The following is a 16,815-nucleotide window of genomic DNA, read 5'->3' on the forward strand; positions in this document are numbered from 1 at the left end:
ATTTTTGATAATAAGAGTCGTTATTCCTTTTCTACTAATTTTTTTGACAATGTAAATCCTACAAATAAACCAACACCGGCCATTAAAAATATAGAGCCGGTATAACCAACTTCAGGTTGGATTAAAGTATAAGCTTCTAATATTGAACCAATAAAAATTCCGGAACCAATACCCATTAATAAAACGGCTAAGTTTAGAATTAAAATTTTCCAAATAGGTACTGATTTTTTGTTTTGAGGTGCTTTGGCACTAAAAAAGATACTGGCATCAGCTCCTTTTTCAATTAATGATAATCGTTCTTTGTTTCTAGTTGAATAGTGTAGATAAAAAATTCCAAAAACCACTACAAATAGTGATATAAATACAAGTACTGCTTCCATAATATAAATTTTAGTTTTTAATGTGTTTCATCCATATGACGAAGATTGTTTTAGTGCGGTTACAAAAAATATTAATTAAATTTATTTTCTGTAAGATGTAACCATTACAGTTAAAAAGTCGTCAAACAGTTAAAATGAACAACAAACCCGACGAGTATTATATAAAACAAACGTTGAACGGAGACGTTAATGCGTATGCTTTTTTAGTTGAAAAGTATAAGCATATGGTATATACCCTAACTATTAGAATTGTGAAAAATAAAGAAGAAGCAGAGGAAGTTTCACAAGATGTTTTTGTTAAAGCATATAAGAATTTAAAAAACTTTAAAGGGGAAGCAAAATTTTCAACATGGATTTATAAAATTGGGTATTATGCTAGTTTAGATGTTGTTAAAAGAAATAAAAGATATATAAATTCTGAAAATATTGATGAAATAAATGAAGGTGATATTGGAAATATGCAGGATGCAATTGTATATTTGGAAGATGAAGAACGAAAAAAAGTGATAAATGATGCGCTTTTAAAGTTAAATGAAGATGAGCGTACAATTTTAACATTGTATTATTTTGAAGAATTACCAATAAAAGAAATTACAAAAATTATAAATTTATCAGAAGATAATATAAAAGTAAAATTGTTTAGATCTAGAAAAAAATTAGCATCAATTTTAAAATATGTTATTGAACCAAGAACTATTGATTTAATATGAAGCAAGATAAAAACATAGAAGAATTTTCAAAATTCATTTTGAAAAAGGCTGGCACTGAGATGCCATCCAATGATTTTGTTAATAATGTAATGGATGCTATTAACTTGGAGAATTCTAAAAGTACAGTAACTATTTATAAACCATTAATTTCCAAACAGGGTTGGGGTTTAATTACAGTAAGTTTAATTGTACTAATTATTTTTATAATTACAAATACAGAAAGTTTATTGATGTTACCATCAATTGATTTTTCCTTTTTAAATAAATTTAATTCGATTAATGTATTTGAAAATATTAAATTTTCAAAAATCTTTACATTAAGTTTTGTATTATTTACTATTTATGTAATATTTCAATTGATAATTATTAAAAACTATTTTAGTAAAAGACATATTATTTAGATTCCATATCTATAATTTCTAAAAAAGGTTAATTTTGCATTCATAATTTAAATTATGAATGTAAAAACTCTTATTTGTATTTTATTAAGTTCTTTTTTGCTTAGTACTATAACTGCTCAAGAAAATAAAACAGAGAAAGAAACAATATTGGAAATGTTGAAATCCGATGGATCTTTAATTTTTGGAGGTATAAAGAATGCTTATACTAAACCATTCCAATGGAAAAAAGATGATTGGCTTACTTTTGGCGGAATTGCGGTTGGAACTTCATTAATGTATATCTATGATGAGCAAACAAGTGAGTTTTTTATTAATCAAGAAGAAAATGCTCCCCAAATGCTAAAAGAAATAGGCTGGTATTATGGAAGTCCACAAAATTTCTTTATGATTTCGGCTGGGATTTATGGATATGGCTTATTTGCTAAAAATGAAGAATTTAGGCATACTGGAGTTTTAATAATTTCTTCTGCTGTTGCAACCGGTTTAATACAAACAATTAGTAAAAATGCATTTGGTAGAGCAAGACCTTCTCAAGAAGTTGGAAGCAGAAAATTTAAATTTATGAGTAAAGAGTCTGGCTACCATTCATTTCCTTCAGGTCATTCAATTTTATCTTTTACAGCTTCACACGCAATAGCAAAACAATTTAAAAATATATGGGTTAAAGGTGGAATATACGCAGTTGGTTTAATTGCTCCAATTTCACGTTTATGGGCTGGTGCACATTGGTTAACCGATGTAACTTTAGGAATGGTTATGAGTGTTGTAATTGTAGATGGGATAGATAATTTTTTATCAGCAAAAAAGAATGAGGTTAAGGAGAAAAAAATAACTTGGAAAGTAAATGCAGGTGTTAGAACTATTGGGTTAGTTGGGGTTTTTTAGCTGAAATTATATTTCTTTAAAAAACGAGTTTAGCTGATGTAATTTAATAGCTTTTCTTGATAGCATAATTCCAACTAGTAATGATACAAATGCCCCAATTGCTATACCTGGAATAAAGTTTATAAATAAAAAGAAATCATAGGATCCGTGAAAAATAATGGCACCTAGTAACCCTATTAAATTCCATTTAGCCTTATTATTAGAAAACTTGGCTTTTCCCATATAATATCCCATAATAATAGCAAAAGTTGCGTGGGCTGGAATGGCTGTAAAAGCTCTTAATAAAGCTACGGATAATCCGCCTTCAATTACATAAAATATATTTTCAACTGCTGCAAACCCCATTGAAACCATTACAGCATAAATAATACCATCAAATGGTTCGTTAAATGCTTTTTTACGCTGTGTATAATAGCGAATAATGATGTATTTGCTAAATTCTTCAATTAAAGCAACCACAAAAAACGCTTTTAAAAATTGTTCGATTACGCTAAATTCATCCGATTTAGGTAAATATTTTTCATAAATATTGTAAAGCAATAAACTTATAATTACACTAAAAAAAGCTCCTAGTAGAAAGTTCTTCAAAAGAAATCTTTTAGACTCTTTTTCAAATTTATCTTTAATATATATGTATACAATTACTATAAATACTGGTGCTAATGAAGCAATTAATAAACTCATTTGGTATTTTTAATTAGATGCTAATATATTAAAAGAATACTAAGAAATGTTTTTAAACATTTAAATAACAATTAATGATCGTATCCAGTGTGTGTATTCGCTAAACTATAGAATGTTGCTTGTACATAATCGTTATCATCACCAGATTTGTTTTGATTGTAAACACCAGCTTTGTAATACATGTACTCATCAGCATAGTTACTACTGCTCATATCAATTTTTTTAGAAACATCACTTTTTCCTTCCCTACTAATGGTAACAGTTAGGTCATTATCAACAACTTTTATTGAATAACTGAATTTTTCATTTAAAGCAATACCATCCGAAGGATTTGAAGCGGAATTATCTTTGCTTCCAATTAACGCATGCCAGGATTCACTTCCACTTTCAGTTTCATGTGCAAAATAGATAGATCCATTAGAGTTTCCTTTTAATTTACGGTAGTATAAACGACAAGGTTCATTATTACTTGCGTGAATTTGACCAACAATTACACGACCAACTTGAGAATTATCACCGGTAGTTGTTACATAATTCACAGCTAATGTAGCAGTTAATTCACCATCATAACCTCCAGCTTTGGATTTATTACTTGAAGTAGAACTACCAAAAACCCAGTTGTTTAAATTAATTCCACTTGTAGAAATATTTGTATCACCTGCACGCATCATCTCTCTTAACTCAGTACGTGTATAAGAAGTGTTTGATGAGGTTTTATAACCAGCAATAGGGCATTTAAATACCATTCCACCATCTTCAGCAGTATAGAAGTATGCTGAATTGGAGTAATTGTTGTTTAATTCATTCTCTTTTATACTTGTGGCAACACCACTTCCATTGTTTTCGGGAATACTTAAATACCAGTCGCTTAAATCAAAGTTACCTGATGGACTTTTTGAAGGGTCTAAATCTGATGAAGTATCAACTTCCTCTTCTTCTTCTTTTTCTTCTGGACAACCATTTAATGCATTAGTACCAAAAATATTTGGACACTCATCATCTTTATCTAATATACCATCATTGTCAGTATCTAATCTTATTTCATTTTCTGTATCATCAATAATTTCATCTTTTGAACAGGATATTGACAAAATTAGAAGTAGAATTATTAGAAATTTTGAAACAATAAAAAGGGGCTCTTTTTTATAATTTATTTTGTTGAAAAATTCTTTATTCATTTTAATTAAAAATTTGTGTTTTATTAGTTTGTAAACATCAATAAAACTGGTTAACCAGTTTGGTTAATCAATTTTAAGGAATTTATTTGGGAATAAAAAATTTAACAAATAAAAAAGTATTCTATTTTTTAAACTATTTATTTAAATTAATATCAAGTATTTCTTAAGTTACCTATTGTCAGTGCTTTAAATGTGTTTTTCTACATATTATTAAAGGTTGGATAGAGATTTAAGTTTATGAAAATTTATAGTGTTTCTCTGTTAAAATCAAAGAAAGATTAAAAAGGAAGATATTTGATGTGTTCAGACAAAAAAATAAAATACTTATATTTTAATTAGGTGCTAAAATATTAAAAGGATAGTAAGGTATGTTTCTAAGTATCCAAAAAATAACTATAATAATTAATAAAAAAATAGGTGTTTTTGGATGATATAAATAATTATAAATGTTCTTTTTAAAAATTGAATTTAAACTTATAATAATTAAATGATATCCTAAAATAAGCAATCCAATTATATATAAAATATTTTGTTGAAGAACTCCAACAAAATTAAAATTTAAAAGGTGATGTGTTGCTCTTTGACTTCCACAACCAGGACAATAAATTCCTGTAGTTAGGTACAATGGACATTTAGGAAGGAAATTTACTTCACTTGGATTTATATTAAAATATAAAAAAGCTACTACTATTAGAAGTAATAGCAATCCAAGATATTTAAATTTTATATTTTTCAATTTAAAAATCTCCAATTCCTAAAATGGCTAAACCTCCAAGGGCAAACATAAAAACCAATGATAAAACAAATATTAATATTCCGGCTATTAGACCCCAATTCATCCAATTCCTGGCATTTTTTGATGCTTTTAATGCACCTTCATAATCACCAATCGAAAATTTTGAATTCACTTGTGATGCAAATACAATACCCACAATACCAAAAGGTTGACAGCAAAAGATAGTTACCAAAATTGATTCTACTAAGTAGTTCTTAGGTTGTTTTTGTTCCATTTTAGTTGCTATTTTAAAGATTATAGCTAAAAGTACAAAAAATATTAGATGGATTCTTTTATTAGCTTAAAAATAAAATGAATTTCCCCTGCAATTTGTTTACTTGCTTCTCTATACTTCTCAGCTTGGGATAAGGTACCATCGTAACTTTTTGGATCAGTGAATGGTAAGTGAAAACGTTTTATAGCATCTGGTATAAAAGGACAATTCTCATCTGCATTGGAGCAAGTTCTTATTGCTATAAAAGGTTTCGTATTATGCACATCATCATATATTTTTGAAAACCCAATAATGGGTTTTGTAAAATTATCATAACTAATTAAATATTTTGGATTTTGATGCGAAAACTCTAATATCTGAAAGTCAAAACCAACTTCTTGTAAAGTTTTAACCGTATTTCTGTAAAATGCCGTTACTGCTGTTCCTCCGGAAAAATTTTCAATATTTTTTAATTTATAAAAATGTGTGGCATAATTAGCCCAAACTTGGGATAATTGACTTCTTCTACTATTATGAGTACAAATAAAATTTAAATTAACTGTTTTGTCTTTTTTTAATTCATTAGAAATAAATAAAGCGATTTCACTTAATAATTCTCGTCTGCTTTTATTAATAATTAGTTCTTTTAAAGAATTTTTAAAAAATACCTCAGTTTTTATAGCTACAGTTTTAATCATATTCTATTTTTGTACAAAGATATAATTAAAACAAATTTTAATTATTTAGAAATAATTATTTAAAAGTTAACAAATGGATTTTAAAATTGGTGATACAGTTGCAGTGTTGGATGATGTTATAAAAGGAAAGGTAGTTGAAATTCATCAAAATAAAATAGTTATTGAATCTTCTGACGGATTTACGTTTGATTTTTTGCCAAAAGAATTAGTTGTAATTAGAGAGAGTCAATTTGAACTTTCAAAATATAGCGATATAAACAATGAAAGTTTAATGGAGAAAATAGCAGAAAGTTCAGCAAAAAAAAATGCTCCAAAATTTAAATCCAATTTAAAACCTGATGATATACCTGCAATGGAAGTTGATTTGCATATCCATCAACTAACAGATTCCACGAGAGGTTTGGATAATTACGATATGTTAAATTTGCAAATTGAAACTGCCAAACATAAACTGGAATTTGCAATTAGAAATAGAATTCCAAAAATTGTTTTTATTCACGGTGTTGGTGCTGGTGTTCTAAAAACAGAATTAGATTTTTTATTTAAGAATTATCATGTGGATTTTTATGCAGCTTCTTATAAAAAATATGGATTAGGAGCGACAGAAGTATATATTTACCAAAATCCTAAAAATTAGTTTTAATTAGGATATGCACCAAAATAAAAAGTTTCAAAGTAAATACGCTCATCATTATCTAAAAATAATAAATTAGAAATACTTATTTCGTATTTATAACCTGTAACAACGCCATCTTTTTTAATTTCTATAGTAGTTATAATAATATCACCTTCAACAGCATCAAGCTCTTTTAAAACTATAGGTGTTGCAGGTGGAATCTCCTGACAAAAGTAATCCGTTCCAATTTTTTCATCAAAAATCCTGTACGTTACTTTTAATGAAGTTGAAATAGAATGTGTTTTCTCACCAGCAGTTTCACCTAATTGTGTATTTGTTAATGAAAGCATTATGGCTTCTGTATTTTCTGAATTTGTTTTATATAAAAGATATTCTCCACAGCTATTAATTGTATCAGTAAATTCAAAAGCAGGAATATCAAAATCGCCATCATTACAAGAAAATAGTGTGAAAGCAATAAAAAGTGTAAATAATTTTTTCATTTTATAAATTTAATGGAACAAAAATAAATGTTTTATGTTATAGAGCGTTAAATGAAACAGTTTATTTTATTTACTTTTGCTTTTGATGAGAAATATTTATTTAGATAACGCCGCAACAACACCAATTTTACCAGAAGTTATTGAAACAATTTCTGAAGCTATGGCTACTGTCTATGGGAATCCGTCATCTATTCATCAGGTTGGTAGAAAGGCAAAGTCTTTAGTTGAAACCGCTAGAAAAAAAATCGCAAAACATTTTAATGCAGGGTCTTCTGAAATTATTTTTACAGCAGGAGGGAGTGAAGCAGATAATTTAATATTAAGAAATGCGGTACTAAATTTAGGTGTTAAAACTATTGTTTCATCAAAAATTGAGCATCACGCTGTACTTCATACCATAGATAATTTGGTGAAAGAATTTGGTATTCAAGTAAAATTGGTTGATTTAGATGAAAATGGAGCCGTTGATTATAACCATTTAGAAGATTTGTTAACAGAAACTAATGAAAAGAAATTAGTTAGTTTAATGTACATTAATAATGAAATTGGAAATATACTGGATGTAAAAAAAGTATCAAAATTATGTATTGAAAATGAAGCCTTATTGCATTCAGATGCTGTTCAGGCAGTTGGACATTTTAGTTTTGATGTGAAAGAAACTCCAATTGACTTTTTTGTTGCAAGTGCACATAAATTTCACGGACCAAAAGGTGTAGGCTTTGCTTATATTAAAAAAGGATTTGGGATTTTGCCTATTTTACATGGCGGAGAACAAGAGCGTGGAGCAAGAGCTGGTACTGAAAATATTCATAGTATTTTAGGTATGGAAGAAGCTTTAGAAATTGCATATTCTAATTTACCTGAAGAAACAGCTTATATTCAAAACCTTAAAAGTTATTTTATTAAAGAATTAAAAAATAATTTTGAAGGAATAATTTTTAATGGGTTTTCTGAAAGTGAAATCAATAGCACTTATATTATATTAAATGTTCGGTTTCCAAAAGAATATCCAATGCTACTTTTTAACTTAGATTTAAAAGGGATTTCAGTTTCTGGTGGAAGTGCCTGCCAAAGTGGAAGTAATAAAGGATCTCACGTTCTAAATACAATTTTACCGGAAAATGAGCAGCTTAAAACTTCTGTTAGATTTTCATTCAGTAAATTTAATACCATTAAGGAATTAGATTATGTAATTGCTACGTTGAAAGAATTAATTAAATAATAAATTAAATAGATTATAATTAAAAATGAATAAAATTCTTCAAAATACACACCTATTAACTTCTAAAAAGTTAGTTGGAGATGTTGTTTCGATTAAAAATGACGCTGCAACAGTGTCTCTTAAAATTACTAAAGAAATGGTTGTAGATCAATACAATCTTGCACATGGAAGTTTTGTTTTTGGCTTGGCAGATTATGCTGCTATGGTTGCTATAAACGAGCCAACTGTTGTTTTAGGAAAAGCAGAAGTAAAATATTTAAAACCTGTTGTTCTAGATGATGTATTAACTGCTGAGGCAACAATTACAAATAAGACAAATGGAAAAAAAATAGAGGTTACAGTTATTGTATCTAATAGTGAAAACAATGTTGTTTTTGAGGGTAATTTTATATGTTTTGTGTTAGAAAAACATATTTTGGAGACTTCTAAATAATATTTACTTCAATTTCAAGAGGAATACCAAAAGTTTCTTTAACAGTTTGTTGAATATTTTGAGCTAACTCATAAATTTCCTTTCCGGTTGCATTGTTATAGTTTACTAAAACCAATGCCTGATTTTTGTGTACACCAGCATCACCAAAGCGTTTACCTTTAAAACCGCATTGTTCAATTAACCAACCGGCAGGAATTTTAATCTTATTGTTAGAAATTTTATAAAAGGGAATGTCCGGGTATTTTTCCTGAAGCTTATTAAAAGACTTTAAATTTATTATTGGGTTTTTAAAAAAACTGCCACTATTTCCAATCTCTTTAGGATCAGGAAGTTTACTTTCTCTAATTGAAATTACAGCATTGGAAATATCTTTTATTGTAGGATTTTTAATAGATGATAAAAATGCTGTTATAGCGCCGTATGAAGTATTTGTATTGTGATTTTCTTTTGTTAGTTTAAAAGTAACATTTACAATAATAAATTTTCCTTTAAGCTCATTTTTAAAAACTGAATTACGATATCCAAAATTACAGTCCTCTTTTTTAAAAGTTTTAATTTTTCCAGTTTCAATTTCTAATGCTTCTAATTGATAAAATGTATCTTTAATTTCAACACCATAAGCACCAATATTTTGAATAGGTGAGGTGCCAACATTTCCAGGAATTAAAGATAGATTTTCTAGTCCGCCATAATTTAGAGAAATACACCAAAGCACAAATTCGTGCCAATCTTCTCCTGCTTCGGCAGTAACAAAAACACTATTTTCAATAGTATCGTTAACAATAATTCCTTTTAAATTAAGATGAACTACTAATTTATTAATATTAGAAGTTAATAGCATATTGCTACCACCACCTAATAAAAAAATATCTTTTTCTTTAGAAATTATTTCTTTTAATTCTTGAATAGAATTTACCTCTATAAATCGTTTTGCAAGTACATCAATACCAAATGTATTGTAACTTTTTAAAGATATGTTTTGTTGAATGTTCAATTAATTTTGATTGTATTTTTTAAGTGCTTCAGCTAATATATTAACTGATTTTATTAAATCTTCTTTCTTTAAAACATAAGCAATTCTAACCTGATTTATTCCAAAACCTTGAGTAGAATAAAAACCTGCCGCAGGAGCAACCATTATAGTTTGATTGTTTAAATTATATTCTTCCAACAACCATTGCGCAAACTTATCGGCGTCATCTACTGGAAGTTCCACAACACAATAAAATGCCCCTTTTGGGGTCGCAACTTTAACGCCTTCGACTTTATTCAATTGAGATATTAAAGTATCTCGTCTATCTTTATATTCAACAATTACTTCATCAAAATAAGATTTCGGAGTTTCTAATGCGGCCTCGCTTGCAATTTGTGCAAATGTTGGCGGACTTAAACGTGCCTGAGCAAATTTTAAAGCTGTTGCAATAACATCTTTATTCTTTGATACTAAACAACCAATACGGGCGCCACACATACTGTAACGTTTAGAAACGGAATCAATTATAATTGCGTGATTTTCTAAGCCAAAATCATTTAATACAGATTGATGTTGAGCATTGTCATAAACAAATTCTCTATAAACTTCATCTGCAATTAGAAAAATATCATGTTTTTTTACAATTTTAGCTAATTTTTGAATTTCTTCTTTTGAATACAAATAACCTGTTGGATTTCCAGGATTGCAAATTAAAATAGCCTTTGTTTTAGGAGTAATTAATTTTTCAAATTCCTCAATAGGAGGCAATGCAAAATTATCTTCAATTTTTGAAATTACTGGCACAACGGTTATGCTGGATGCTGTTGAAAACCCATTATAATTTGCATAAAAAGGTTCAGGAATTATAATCTCATCTCCAGGATCAGTTATGCTACCCATTGCAAATAAAAGGGCTTCAGAACCACCGGTTGTTACTATAATTTCATTTGCAGTAACATTAATATTATTTTTTGCATAATAATTTGCAATTTTTTGTCGGTATTCTTCAGATCCTTCAGATCTACTATATGAAAGTACTTCTACAGTATTATTTTTAATGGCTTCAAGGGCGCAATCAGGTGTTTTAATATCTGGTTGCCCAATATTTAAATGGAAAACTTTAATTCCTCTTTTTTTTGCGTTTTCTGCAAATGGAACCAACTTTCTAATTGGAGATTCCGGCATCTTTTTTCCTTTAAATGATATAGAAGGCATCTTTTTTGATTTAATAAAAATTATAGAACAAAATTGCGAAATTATTTTTGAAATAGGCAATTTTTTATCGAAATTGTTAAAGGTTAAAGTTTTGCCAAAAGTTATGTATTATATTAACCATTTTGTAGTTTAACAAAACATATATAAAACGCATTGAAAAACAATTTTATACATATTTTTTTTTCTATTTTATTTTTGTTTAGTATAAATGATGGGTTTACTCAAAGTAATTTTAAATTTAGAAACAAAGTAAAAAAACAAACAGTTTCCTTTAAACTTTTAAGTAATTTAATCGTTTTTCCAATTGAAGTAAATGGCAAAAAATTAAATTTTATACTGGATTCTGGTGTTGGAAGAACTATTTTATTCAATTTAAATGCTCATGATTCTATCCCTTTAAATAATGTTGAGAAGATTAAACTTCAAGGGCTTGGAGATGAGGCACCTGTTGATGCAATACTTTCAAATGGAAACGTATTTAAGTTAAATAATATACAAAGTAATAGTGAGAAATTATATGTTATAGATAATGATAGTTTCGATTTATCTTCAAAATTAGGTTTAACTGTTAACGGAATTATTGGATATGAATTGTTAAAAGACTTTGAAGTTAAAATTAATTATGGTTCTAAAAAAATAATATTTTATAGAGGAGGAGAATATAATTACGACAAATGTAAAAAATGTGAAACTTTTGAATTAGAGTTCAATAAGTTAAAACCATATATAAATATTGAAGCTAGGCTATTGGAAAATGAAGATAGAATTACTCCAATAAAATTATTAATAGATTCTGGAGGAAGTGATGCAATGTGGTTATTTACAGGTAGTCATCCTGATATTGTAGCTCCTAAAAAATACTTTGATGATTTTTTAGGTGAAGGATTGAGTGGTTCAATATATGGTAAAAGAGCTAAAATTAAGTCTCTAATATTAGGACAATTTGAAATAAAAAACCCAACAGTATCCTACCCAGACTCTCTCTCTGTTGCTTTTGCACTTAATTTTACTGAAAGAAATGGAAGCTTAGGGGCATCAATTTTAAAGAGATTTATAGTTGTTTTTGATTATAAAAACAGTAAAATCACTTTAAAAAAGGGAAGCCATTTTAGGGAGCCCTTTAGATATAATATGAGCGGAATTGAACTTGTGCACAATGGAAAGGTTTTAGTGCAAGAAAAAGAGAAGAATAGTACAAGTTTTAGTTTAGAAGAGGAGTCAAATTCATTTTCAACTAATAAAATTATATTAAATTATAATTATAAATACACGTTTAAACCTTCCTATAAAATTTTAAAATTAAGAATCGGGTCTCCCGCCTACAACGCAGGTTTAAAAGAAGGTGATATTGTAATAAAAATTAATGGAAAATATACTTTTGATATGGAATTAGATGAAATTGTAGGTAAATTTTATCAAAAAGAAAATAAAAGAATAAGCTTAGTGATTGAAAGGGATAATCAAAATTATGATTTTCATTTTAATTTGAAAGATATGTTGAAATAAAAAAAGGGATTCAATTTGAATCCCTTTTTTTATATTGTTAAAAAGTGTTTTATTTTGAAGAAACTGCTGATTTTTCCTTAACTACAGGAGATTCAGGTTTTAAAACAATACCTTTAATTCTCAATTTTTTATTAGGTTCAGATGCATTAGAGAAAATGGTAATCATTTTGTTGAATCCACCTTGTCTGTTAGTTGCATATTTAACTTCTATTTCACCGGTTGCACCAGGCATAATAGGGTCTTCAGGTTTTTTTGGAACTGTACACCCACAACTAGATTGAATTCTAGTTATAACTAAAGGTGATTTACCAATATTTTTAAATTTAAAAATGCGAACACCGTCTGCGTTTAATTCTATTTTCCCGTAATCAATAACTTCGTTTTCAAATTCAAATACCGGGGCATTTGGATCAACAACAGTTTCGGTTTTCTCTTGAGCATTTATTGATAATGTTATAAAACCAATAAATAATAAAGTAATAATTTTTTTCATTTTGTTTAATTTAATAATGTAAAGTTAATTAATTTTTTAAGCTTTCAAAATATTTTATGATTAAGCCTTATAATTGTACATTTGCGAATTATTTATTACAAAGATTAGACCAAAATGAGTTTACCAACAAAATATAGTCCTCAAGATATAGAAAGTAAGTGGTATGATTACTGGATGAAAAATAATTATTTTCATTCAACGCCAAACGAAAAAGAGCCATATACAATTGTAATTCCACCTCCAAATGTAACTGGAGTTTTACATATGGGGCATATGTTAAATAATACTATTCAGGATGTTTTAATACGAAGAGCTAGACTTAAAGGATTTAATGCTTGTTGGGTACCTGGAACAGACCACGCATCCATTGCAACGGAAGCTAAAGTAGTAGCAAAGTTAAAAGAACAAGGTATAAATAAATCTGATTTAACGCGTGATGAATTTTTAAAACACGCTTGGGAATGGACTGATGAACATGGGGGGATAATCTTAGAGCAACTAAAAAAATTAGGAGCTTCTTGTGATTGGGAACGTACAAAGTTCACAATGGACCAAGATTTAAGTGAAGCCGTTACTAAAGTTTTTATTGATTTATATAAAAAAGGATTGATTTACCGTGGTTATAGAATGGTAAACTGGGATCCTTCAGCAAAAACTACTTTGTCTGATGAAGAAGTAATTTTTGAAGAAAAACAGGGAAATCTATATTATTTAAATTATAAAATAGAAGGAAGTGACGAAGTGCTAACAATAGCAACTACACGTCCTGAAACCATTTTAGGAGATACAGCTATTTGTATCAATCCTAATGATGAGCGTTTTAAACATTTAAAAGGTAAAAAAGCGATTGTTCCTATAGTTGGCAGAGTAATTCCTATTATTGAAGATGAATATGTTGATGTTGAATTTGGTACAGGTTGCTTAAAAGTAACGCCTGCTCACGATCAAAACGATAAAGTTTTAGGTGAAAAACATAATTTAGAAGTTATAGATATTTTTAATGATGATGCTACTTTAAATTCTTTCGGATTGCATTATGAAGGAAAGGACAGGTTTGTTGTTAGAAAGGAAATTACCAAAGAACTAGAAAGTTTAGGTTGTTTAGTTAAAATTGAGCAACATATGCATAAAGTTGGTACTTCTGAAAGAACAAAAGAGGTAATTGAGCCTAAAATTTCAGCACAGTGGTTTCTTAAAATGGATACAATTGTTAAACCTGCTTTAAAAGCTGTTTTAGAGGATGAAGAAATTCATTTTTTTCCAAAACATTACAATAGTACCTATCGTCACTGGTTAGAAAATATTAGAGATTGGAACATTTCTCGTCAATTATGGTGGGGACATCAAATTCCAGCTTATTTTTATGGAGATGGAGTAGAGGATTTTGTAATAGCTGAAACTAAAGAAGAAGCTTTAGAATTGTCAAAACAAAAAACAAACAATCAACAACTTACAATTGATGATGTTTCACAAGATCCAGATGCTTTGGATACTTGGTTTTCTTCTTGGTTATGGCCTATCTCTGTTTTTGATGGAATTAGACATCCAGATAATAAAGAAATTGAATACTATTACCCAACCAACGATTTAGTAACAGCACCAGATATAATTTTCTTTTGGGTAGCTCGTATGATTTTTGCGGGATATGAATTTAGAAATGAAAAACCTTTTACAAATGTATATTTCACAGGAATTGTTCGTGACGGTAAAGGTAGAAAAATGTCGAAATCGTTAGGAAATTCACCTGATCCAATAGAATTAATGGAGAAATACGGAGCTGATGGTGTTCGAGTAGGAATGTTATTGTGTTCGGCTGCAGGAAACGATTTGTTATTTGATGAAGATTTATGTGCACAAGGACGTAATTTTTCAAATAAAATATGGAATGCTTTCAGATTGATAAAAGGGTGGGAAGTTTCTGAAACTATTGAGCAACCAAAATCGGCTAAAATTGCCATTGAATGGTATCAAGCGAAGTTTCAACAAACATTGGTTGATTTAGAAAAATCATTTGATCAATATAGAATTAGTGAAGCCTTAATGAGTATTTACAAGTTAATTTGGGACGACTTTTCTTCTTGGTTCTTGGAAATGGTAAAACCAGCTTATCAACAACCAATTGATGCAAAAACATTAAAAGCAGTAATTTCATTTTTAGAAGATAATTTAAAGGTTTTACATCCTTTTATGCCTTTCTTATCAGAAGAAATTTGGCAACATATTTCAGAAAGAACACCAGAAGAAGCACTAATAATTGCTGAATACCCAAAAATGGTTTCAGTAAATGATAATTTAATTAATCAGTTTAAAGTAGCTTCAGAAGTAATTTCGGGAATTAGAAATATTAGAAAAGAAAAAAACATTGCCTTCAAAAATGAAATTGAATTTTCTGTTTTAAATAACGATAATTTAAATACTGATTTTGATGCAGTTATTGAAAAATTAGGAAATACCACTACGATTAACTATGTTAGTGAAAAAGTAGATGGTGCATTAAGTTTTAGAGTAAAATCTAATGAGTATTTTATTCCAATGGGAGATGCAATTGATGTGGAAGCTGAAAAAGCAAAGTTAGAAGAGGAGTTAAAATACAATGAAGGTTTCTTAAAGTCTGTTCAAAAGAAGTTGAGTAATGAGCGTTTTGTAAACAATGCTCCGGAGCAAGTAATTAAAATGGAACGCCAAAAAGAAGCAGATGCTTTGGCGAAAATTGAAACGATAAAAGCTAGTTTAAATAGCTTGTAAAAAACGGTACACTAGCTATGGCTGGCGAATGTACTTTAGAAAAGGGATGCTTATTTATAAGCGTCCCTTTTTGCTTTTTATTGATGTCATTTTGAGCTTGTCGAAAACTTTTAGTTTAAAGAATAATTATATGGTAGGTAAACACTAGGATAAGCTCAGTGTAACAGTATCATAATAACAATTCTTTATTTTAATACGCTCTCAATTTTCATCAATTCTTCTTTTGAAAATTGAGTATTATCAATTGCTTTTAAACTATCTAAAATTTGCTCAGTTTTACTGGCTCCAATTAATACCGAAGTAATTCTGTCATCTTTTAAAATCCAGGAAATTGCCATTTGAGCCAAACTTTGACCTCTTTCTTTTGCAATTTCATTCAACCCTTTAATTTTTACAAGTTGTTTATTAATTTGATCTGTGTTCAAATATCGTCCATCTTTTACAGCTCTGGAATCTTCAGGGAAACCATTTAGGTATTTATCTGTAAGCATACCTTGACTTAAAGGCGAAAATGCAATAGACCCAATTCCTTCTTTTTCAATAGTATCTAACAAACCATTTTCAACCCATCGTTCAAACATGTTGTATTTTGGTTGATGAATTAAGCAAGGTGTTCCTAAGTCTTTTAATATTTCCGAAGCTTTTTCAGTGTCTTCTGAACTATAATTTGAAATTCCAACATATAATGCTTTTCCCTGACGTACCATTAAATCTAACGCACCCATAGTTTCCTCTAAAGGTGTTTCCGGATCAGGTCTATGAGAATAAAATATATCTACATAATCCAACCCCATTCTTTTTAAACTTTGGTCTAAACTAGCCATTAAATATTTTTTTGAGCCCCATTCTCCATAAGGTCCAGGCCACATATCATAACCAGCTTTTGATGAAATTATTAATTCATCTCTATATTTTTTAAAATCTTTCTTTAATATTCTACCAAAAGTTGTTTCTGCAGATCCATAAGGAGGACCGTAATTATTTGCTAAATCAAAATGGGTAATACCGTTATCAAAAGCACATTTTAATAGGTTTCTTGCATTTTTAAAATCGTCATTTTTACCAAAATTGTGCCATAATCCTAATGATAATTCCGGTAATAATAATCCGCTTTTTCCAGTGCGTCTGTACTTCATTTTTTCATATCTAGTTTCGTTAGCTATGTATTTCTTCTTGCTCATATG

At 28.6% G+C, this 16,815-nt stretch carries 19 protein-coding genes; 8 read left to right on the top strand and 11 right to left on the bottom strand.

Features of this window, described 5'->3' with window-relative positions; genetic code table 11:
• Positions 1-20: 20 nt before the first annotated feature.
• Entirely contained in the window at positions 21-380 is a 360-nt protein-coding gene (locus CHB63_RS01210) for a DUF6249 domain-containing protein (RefSeq protein ID WP_089376614.1), read from the bottom strand.
• Positions 381-514: 134 nt separating this feature from the next.
• Here CHB63_RS01210 and CHB63_RS01215 point away from each other — a divergent pair, with 134 nt between their 5' ends.
• The 3 genes from CHB63_RS01215 to CHB63_RS01225 are packed head-to-tail and all read left to right on the top strand — an operon-like array spanning position 515 to position 2,376.
• Positions 515-1,090 carry an RNA polymerase sigma factor gene (locus tag CHB63_RS01215; RefSeq protein ID WP_089376615.1) on the top strand — a complete coding sequence of 192 codons (576 nt, stop codon included), beginning with the start codon at positions 515-517 and terminating at the stop codon, positions 1,088-1,090.
• Positions 1,087-1,491 carry a hypothetical protein gene (locus CHB63_RS01220; protein WP_089376616.1) on the top strand — a complete coding sequence of 135 codons (405 nt, stop codon included), beginning with the start codon at positions 1,087-1,089 and terminating at the stop codon, positions 1,489-1,491. The genes CHB63_RS01215 and CHB63_RS01220 overlap by 4 nt, the downstream gene beginning before the upstream one ends.
• Positions 1,492-1,545: 54 nt before the next feature.
• Positions 1,546-2,376, top strand: coding sequence for a phosphatase PAP2 family protein (locus CHB63_RS01225; protein WP_089376617.1), 831 nt, complete (start codon positions 1,546-1,548; stop codon positions 2,374-2,376).
• Positions 2,377-2,382: 6 nt separating this feature from the next.
• Here the strand turns inward: CHB63_RS01225 and CHB63_RS01230 are convergent, their stop codons facing one another.
• The 5 genes from CHB63_RS01230 to CHB63_RS01250 all read right to left on the bottom strand — a co-directional run bounded on the left by CHB63_RS01230 (position 2,383) and on the right by CHB63_RS01250 (position 5,925).
• On the bottom strand, positions 2,383-3,060 hold the full coding sequence (locus CHB63_RS01230) for a PrsW family intramembrane metalloprotease (RefSeq protein ID WP_089376618.1): 678 nt from the start codon (positions 3,058-3,060) through the stop codon (positions 2,383-2,385).
• 71 nt (positions 3,061-3,131) lie between these two features.
• On the bottom strand, positions 3,132-4,238 hold the full coding sequence (locus CHB63_RS01235) for a polysaccharide lyase family 7 protein (protein ID WP_089376619.1): 1,107 nt from the start codon (positions 4,236-4,238) through the stop codon (positions 3,132-3,134).
• Positions 4,239-4,569: 331 nt separating this feature from the next.
• A complete protein-coding gene (locus tag CHB63_RS01240; RefSeq protein WP_217898391.1) occupies positions 4,570-4,944 on the bottom strand; it encodes a DUF2752 domain-containing protein in 375 nt (124 codons plus the stop codon).
• A gap of 31 nt (positions 4,945-4,975) precedes the next feature.
• Positions 4,976-5,248: a CD225/dispanin family protein gene (locus CHB63_RS01245; RefSeq protein ID WP_089376621.1), complete on the bottom strand. Its 273-nt coding sequence runs from the start codon at positions 5,246-5,248 to the stop codon at positions 4,976-4,978.
• 44 nt (positions 5,249-5,292) lie between these two features.
• Positions 5,293-5,925: a low molecular weight phosphatase family protein gene (locus CHB63_RS01250; protein ID WP_089376622.1), complete on the bottom strand. Its 633-nt coding sequence runs from the start codon at positions 5,923-5,925 to the stop codon at positions 5,293-5,295.
• Between the two features lie 73 nt (positions 5,926-5,998).
• Here CHB63_RS01250 and CHB63_RS01255 point away from each other — a divergent pair, with 73 nt between their 5' ends.
• On the top strand, positions 5,999-6,562 hold the full coding sequence (locus CHB63_RS01255; protein WP_089376623.1) for a DNA mismatch repair protein MutS: 564 nt from the start codon (positions 5,999-6,001) through the stop codon (positions 6,560-6,562).
• Positions 6,563-6,564: 2 nt separating this feature from the next.
• Here CHB63_RS01255 and CHB63_RS01260 read toward each other — a convergent pair whose 3' ends face one another.
• Positions 6,565-7,044, bottom strand: coding sequence for a hypothetical protein (locus tag CHB63_RS01260; protein WP_089376624.1), 480 nt, complete (start codon positions 7,042-7,044; stop codon positions 6,565-6,567).
• An 85-nt stretch (positions 7,045-7,129) separates the two neighbouring features.
• On the opposite strand from CHB63_RS01260, the gene CHB63_RS01265 reads away from it, so the two are divergent.
• Together CHB63_RS01265 and CHB63_RS01270 are read left to right on the top strand one after the other, a co-directional pair.
• On the top strand, positions 7,130-8,266 hold the full coding sequence (locus CHB63_RS01265) for a cysteine desulfurase family protein (protein ID WP_089376625.1): 1,137 nt from the start codon (positions 7,130-7,132) through the stop codon (positions 8,264-8,266).
• A gap of 25 nt (positions 8,267-8,291) precedes the next feature.
• Complete coding sequence (locus tag CHB63_RS01270) at positions 8,292-8,699, top strand: hotdog domain-containing protein (RefSeq protein ID WP_217898392.1); 408 nt, start codon at positions 8,292-8,294, stop codon at positions 8,697-8,699.
• On the opposite strand, the gene murB is transcribed toward CHB63_RS01270, so the two are convergent.
• Both murB and CHB63_RS01280 read right to left on the bottom strand, forming a co-directional pair.
• Positions 8,692-9,693 (bottom strand): UDP-N-acetylmuramate dehydrogenase, encoded by a 1,002-nt coding sequence (gene murB, locus CHB63_RS01275; protein ID WP_089376626.1) that lies wholly within the window; start codon positions 9,691-9,693, stop codon positions 8,692-8,694. The two genes, CHB63_RS01270 and murB, sit on opposite strands and share 8 nt — an antisense overlap.
• Positions 9,694-10,887: a pyridoxal phosphate-dependent aminotransferase gene (locus CHB63_RS01280; protein WP_089376627.1), complete on the bottom strand. Its 1,194-nt coding sequence runs from the start codon at positions 10,885-10,887 to the stop codon at positions 9,694-9,696.
• Between the two features lie 195 nt (positions 10,888-11,082).
• On the opposite strand from CHB63_RS01280, the gene CHB63_RS01285 reads away from it, so the two are divergent.
• Positions 11,083-12,393: a PDZ domain-containing protein gene (locus CHB63_RS01285; protein ID WP_176420181.1), complete on the top strand. Its 1,311-nt coding sequence runs from the start codon at positions 11,083-11,085 to the stop codon at positions 12,391-12,393.
• Between the two features lie 49 nt (positions 12,394-12,442).
• On the opposite strand, the gene CHB63_RS01290 is transcribed toward CHB63_RS01285, so the two are convergent.
• On the bottom strand, positions 12,443-12,886 hold the full coding sequence (locus tag CHB63_RS01290; protein ID WP_089376629.1) for a DUF1573 domain-containing protein: 444 nt from the start codon (positions 12,884-12,886) through the stop codon (positions 12,443-12,445).
• A 114-nt stretch (positions 12,887-13,000) separates the two neighbouring features.
• Here CHB63_RS01290 and CHB63_RS01295 point away from each other — a divergent pair, with 114 nt between their 5' ends.
• Complete coding sequence (locus tag CHB63_RS01295; protein ID WP_089376630.1) at positions 13,001-15,631, top strand: valine--tRNA ligase; 2,631 nt, start codon at positions 13,001-13,003, stop codon at positions 15,629-15,631.
• 185 nt (positions 15,632-15,816) lie between these two features.
• Here CHB63_RS01295 and mgrA read toward each other — a convergent pair whose 3' ends face one another.
• A complete protein-coding gene (mgrA, locus tag CHB63_RS01300) occupies positions 15,817-16,812 on the bottom strand; it encodes an L-glyceraldehyde 3-phosphate reductase (RefSeq protein WP_089376631.1) in 996 nt (331 codons plus the stop codon).
• Positions 16,813-16,815 lie beyond the last annotated feature (3 nt).

Origin of the sequence: Lutibacter flavus, assembly GCF_900188355.1 — a bacterium.
Classification (GTDB): domain Bacteria; phylum Bacteroidota; class Bacteroidia; order Flavobacteriales; family Flavobacteriaceae; genus Lutibacter; species Lutibacter flavus.

What these genes read in the sequence shown, in the direction of transcription:
- CHB63_RS01260 (WP_089376624.1), bottom strand. Translation starts at nt 7,044, where the DNA reads ATGAAAAAATTATTTACACTTTTTATTGCTTTCACACTATTTTCTTGT.
- CHB63_RS01235 (WP_089376619.1), bottom strand. Translation starts at nt 4,238, where the DNA reads ATGAATAAAGAATTTTTCAACAAAATAAATTATAAAAAAGAGCCCCTT.
- CHB63_RS01270 (WP_217898392.1), top strand. Translation starts at nt 8,292, where the DNA reads ATGAATAAAATTCTTCAAAATACACACCTATTAACTTCTAAAAAGTTA.
- CHB63_RS01295 (WP_089376630.1), top strand. Translation starts at nt 13,001, where the DNA reads ATGAGTTTACCAACAAAATATAGTCCTCAAGATATAGAAAGTAAGTGG.
- CHB63_RS01265 (WP_089376625.1), top strand. Translation starts at nt 7,130, where the DNA reads ATGAGAAATATTTATTTAGATAACGCCGCAACAACACCAATTTTACCA.
- CHB63_RS01255 (WP_089376623.1), top strand. Translation starts at nt 5,999, where the DNA reads ATGGATTTTAAAATTGGTGATACAGTTGCAGTGTTGGATGATGTTATA.
- CHB63_RS01280 (WP_089376627.1), bottom strand. Translation starts at nt 10,887, where the DNA reads ATGCCTTCTATATCATTTAAAGGAAAAAAGATGCCGGAATCTCCAATT.
- CHB63_RS01250 (WP_089376622.1), bottom strand. Translation starts at nt 5,925, where the DNA reads ATGATTAAAACTGTAGCTATAAAAACTGAGGTATTTTTTAAAAATTCT.
- CHB63_RS01215 (WP_089376615.1), top strand. Translation starts at nt 515, where the DNA reads ATGAACAACAAACCCGACGAGTATTATATAAAACAAACGTTGAACGGA.
- CHB63_RS01225 (WP_089376617.1), top strand. Translation starts at nt 1,546, where the DNA reads ATGAATGTAAAAACTCTTATTTGTATTTTATTAAGTTCTTTTTTGCTT.
- CHB63_RS01210 (WP_089376614.1), bottom strand. Translation starts at nt 380, where the DNA reads ATGGAAGCAGTACTTGTATTTATATCACTATTTGTAGTGGTTTTTGGA.
- CHB63_RS01245 (WP_089376621.1), bottom strand. Translation starts at nt 5,248, where the DNA reads ATGGAACAAAAACAACCTAAGAACTACTTAGTAGAATCAATTTTGGTA.
- CHB63_RS01290 (WP_089376629.1), bottom strand. Translation starts at nt 12,886, where the DNA reads ATGAAAAAAATTATTACTTTATTATTTATTGGTTTTATAACATTATCA.
- CHB63_RS01220 (WP_089376616.1), top strand. Translation starts at nt 1,087, where the DNA reads ATGAAGCAAGATAAAAACATAGAAGAATTTTCAAAATTCATTTTGAAA.
- mgrA (WP_089376631.1), bottom strand. Translation starts at nt 16,812, where the DNA reads ATGAGCAAGAAGAAATACATAGCTAACGAAACTAGATATGAAAAAATG.
- CHB63_RS01230 (WP_089376618.1), bottom strand. Translation starts at nt 3,060, where the DNA reads ATGAGTTTATTAATTGCTTCATTAGCACCAGTATTTATAGTAATTGTA.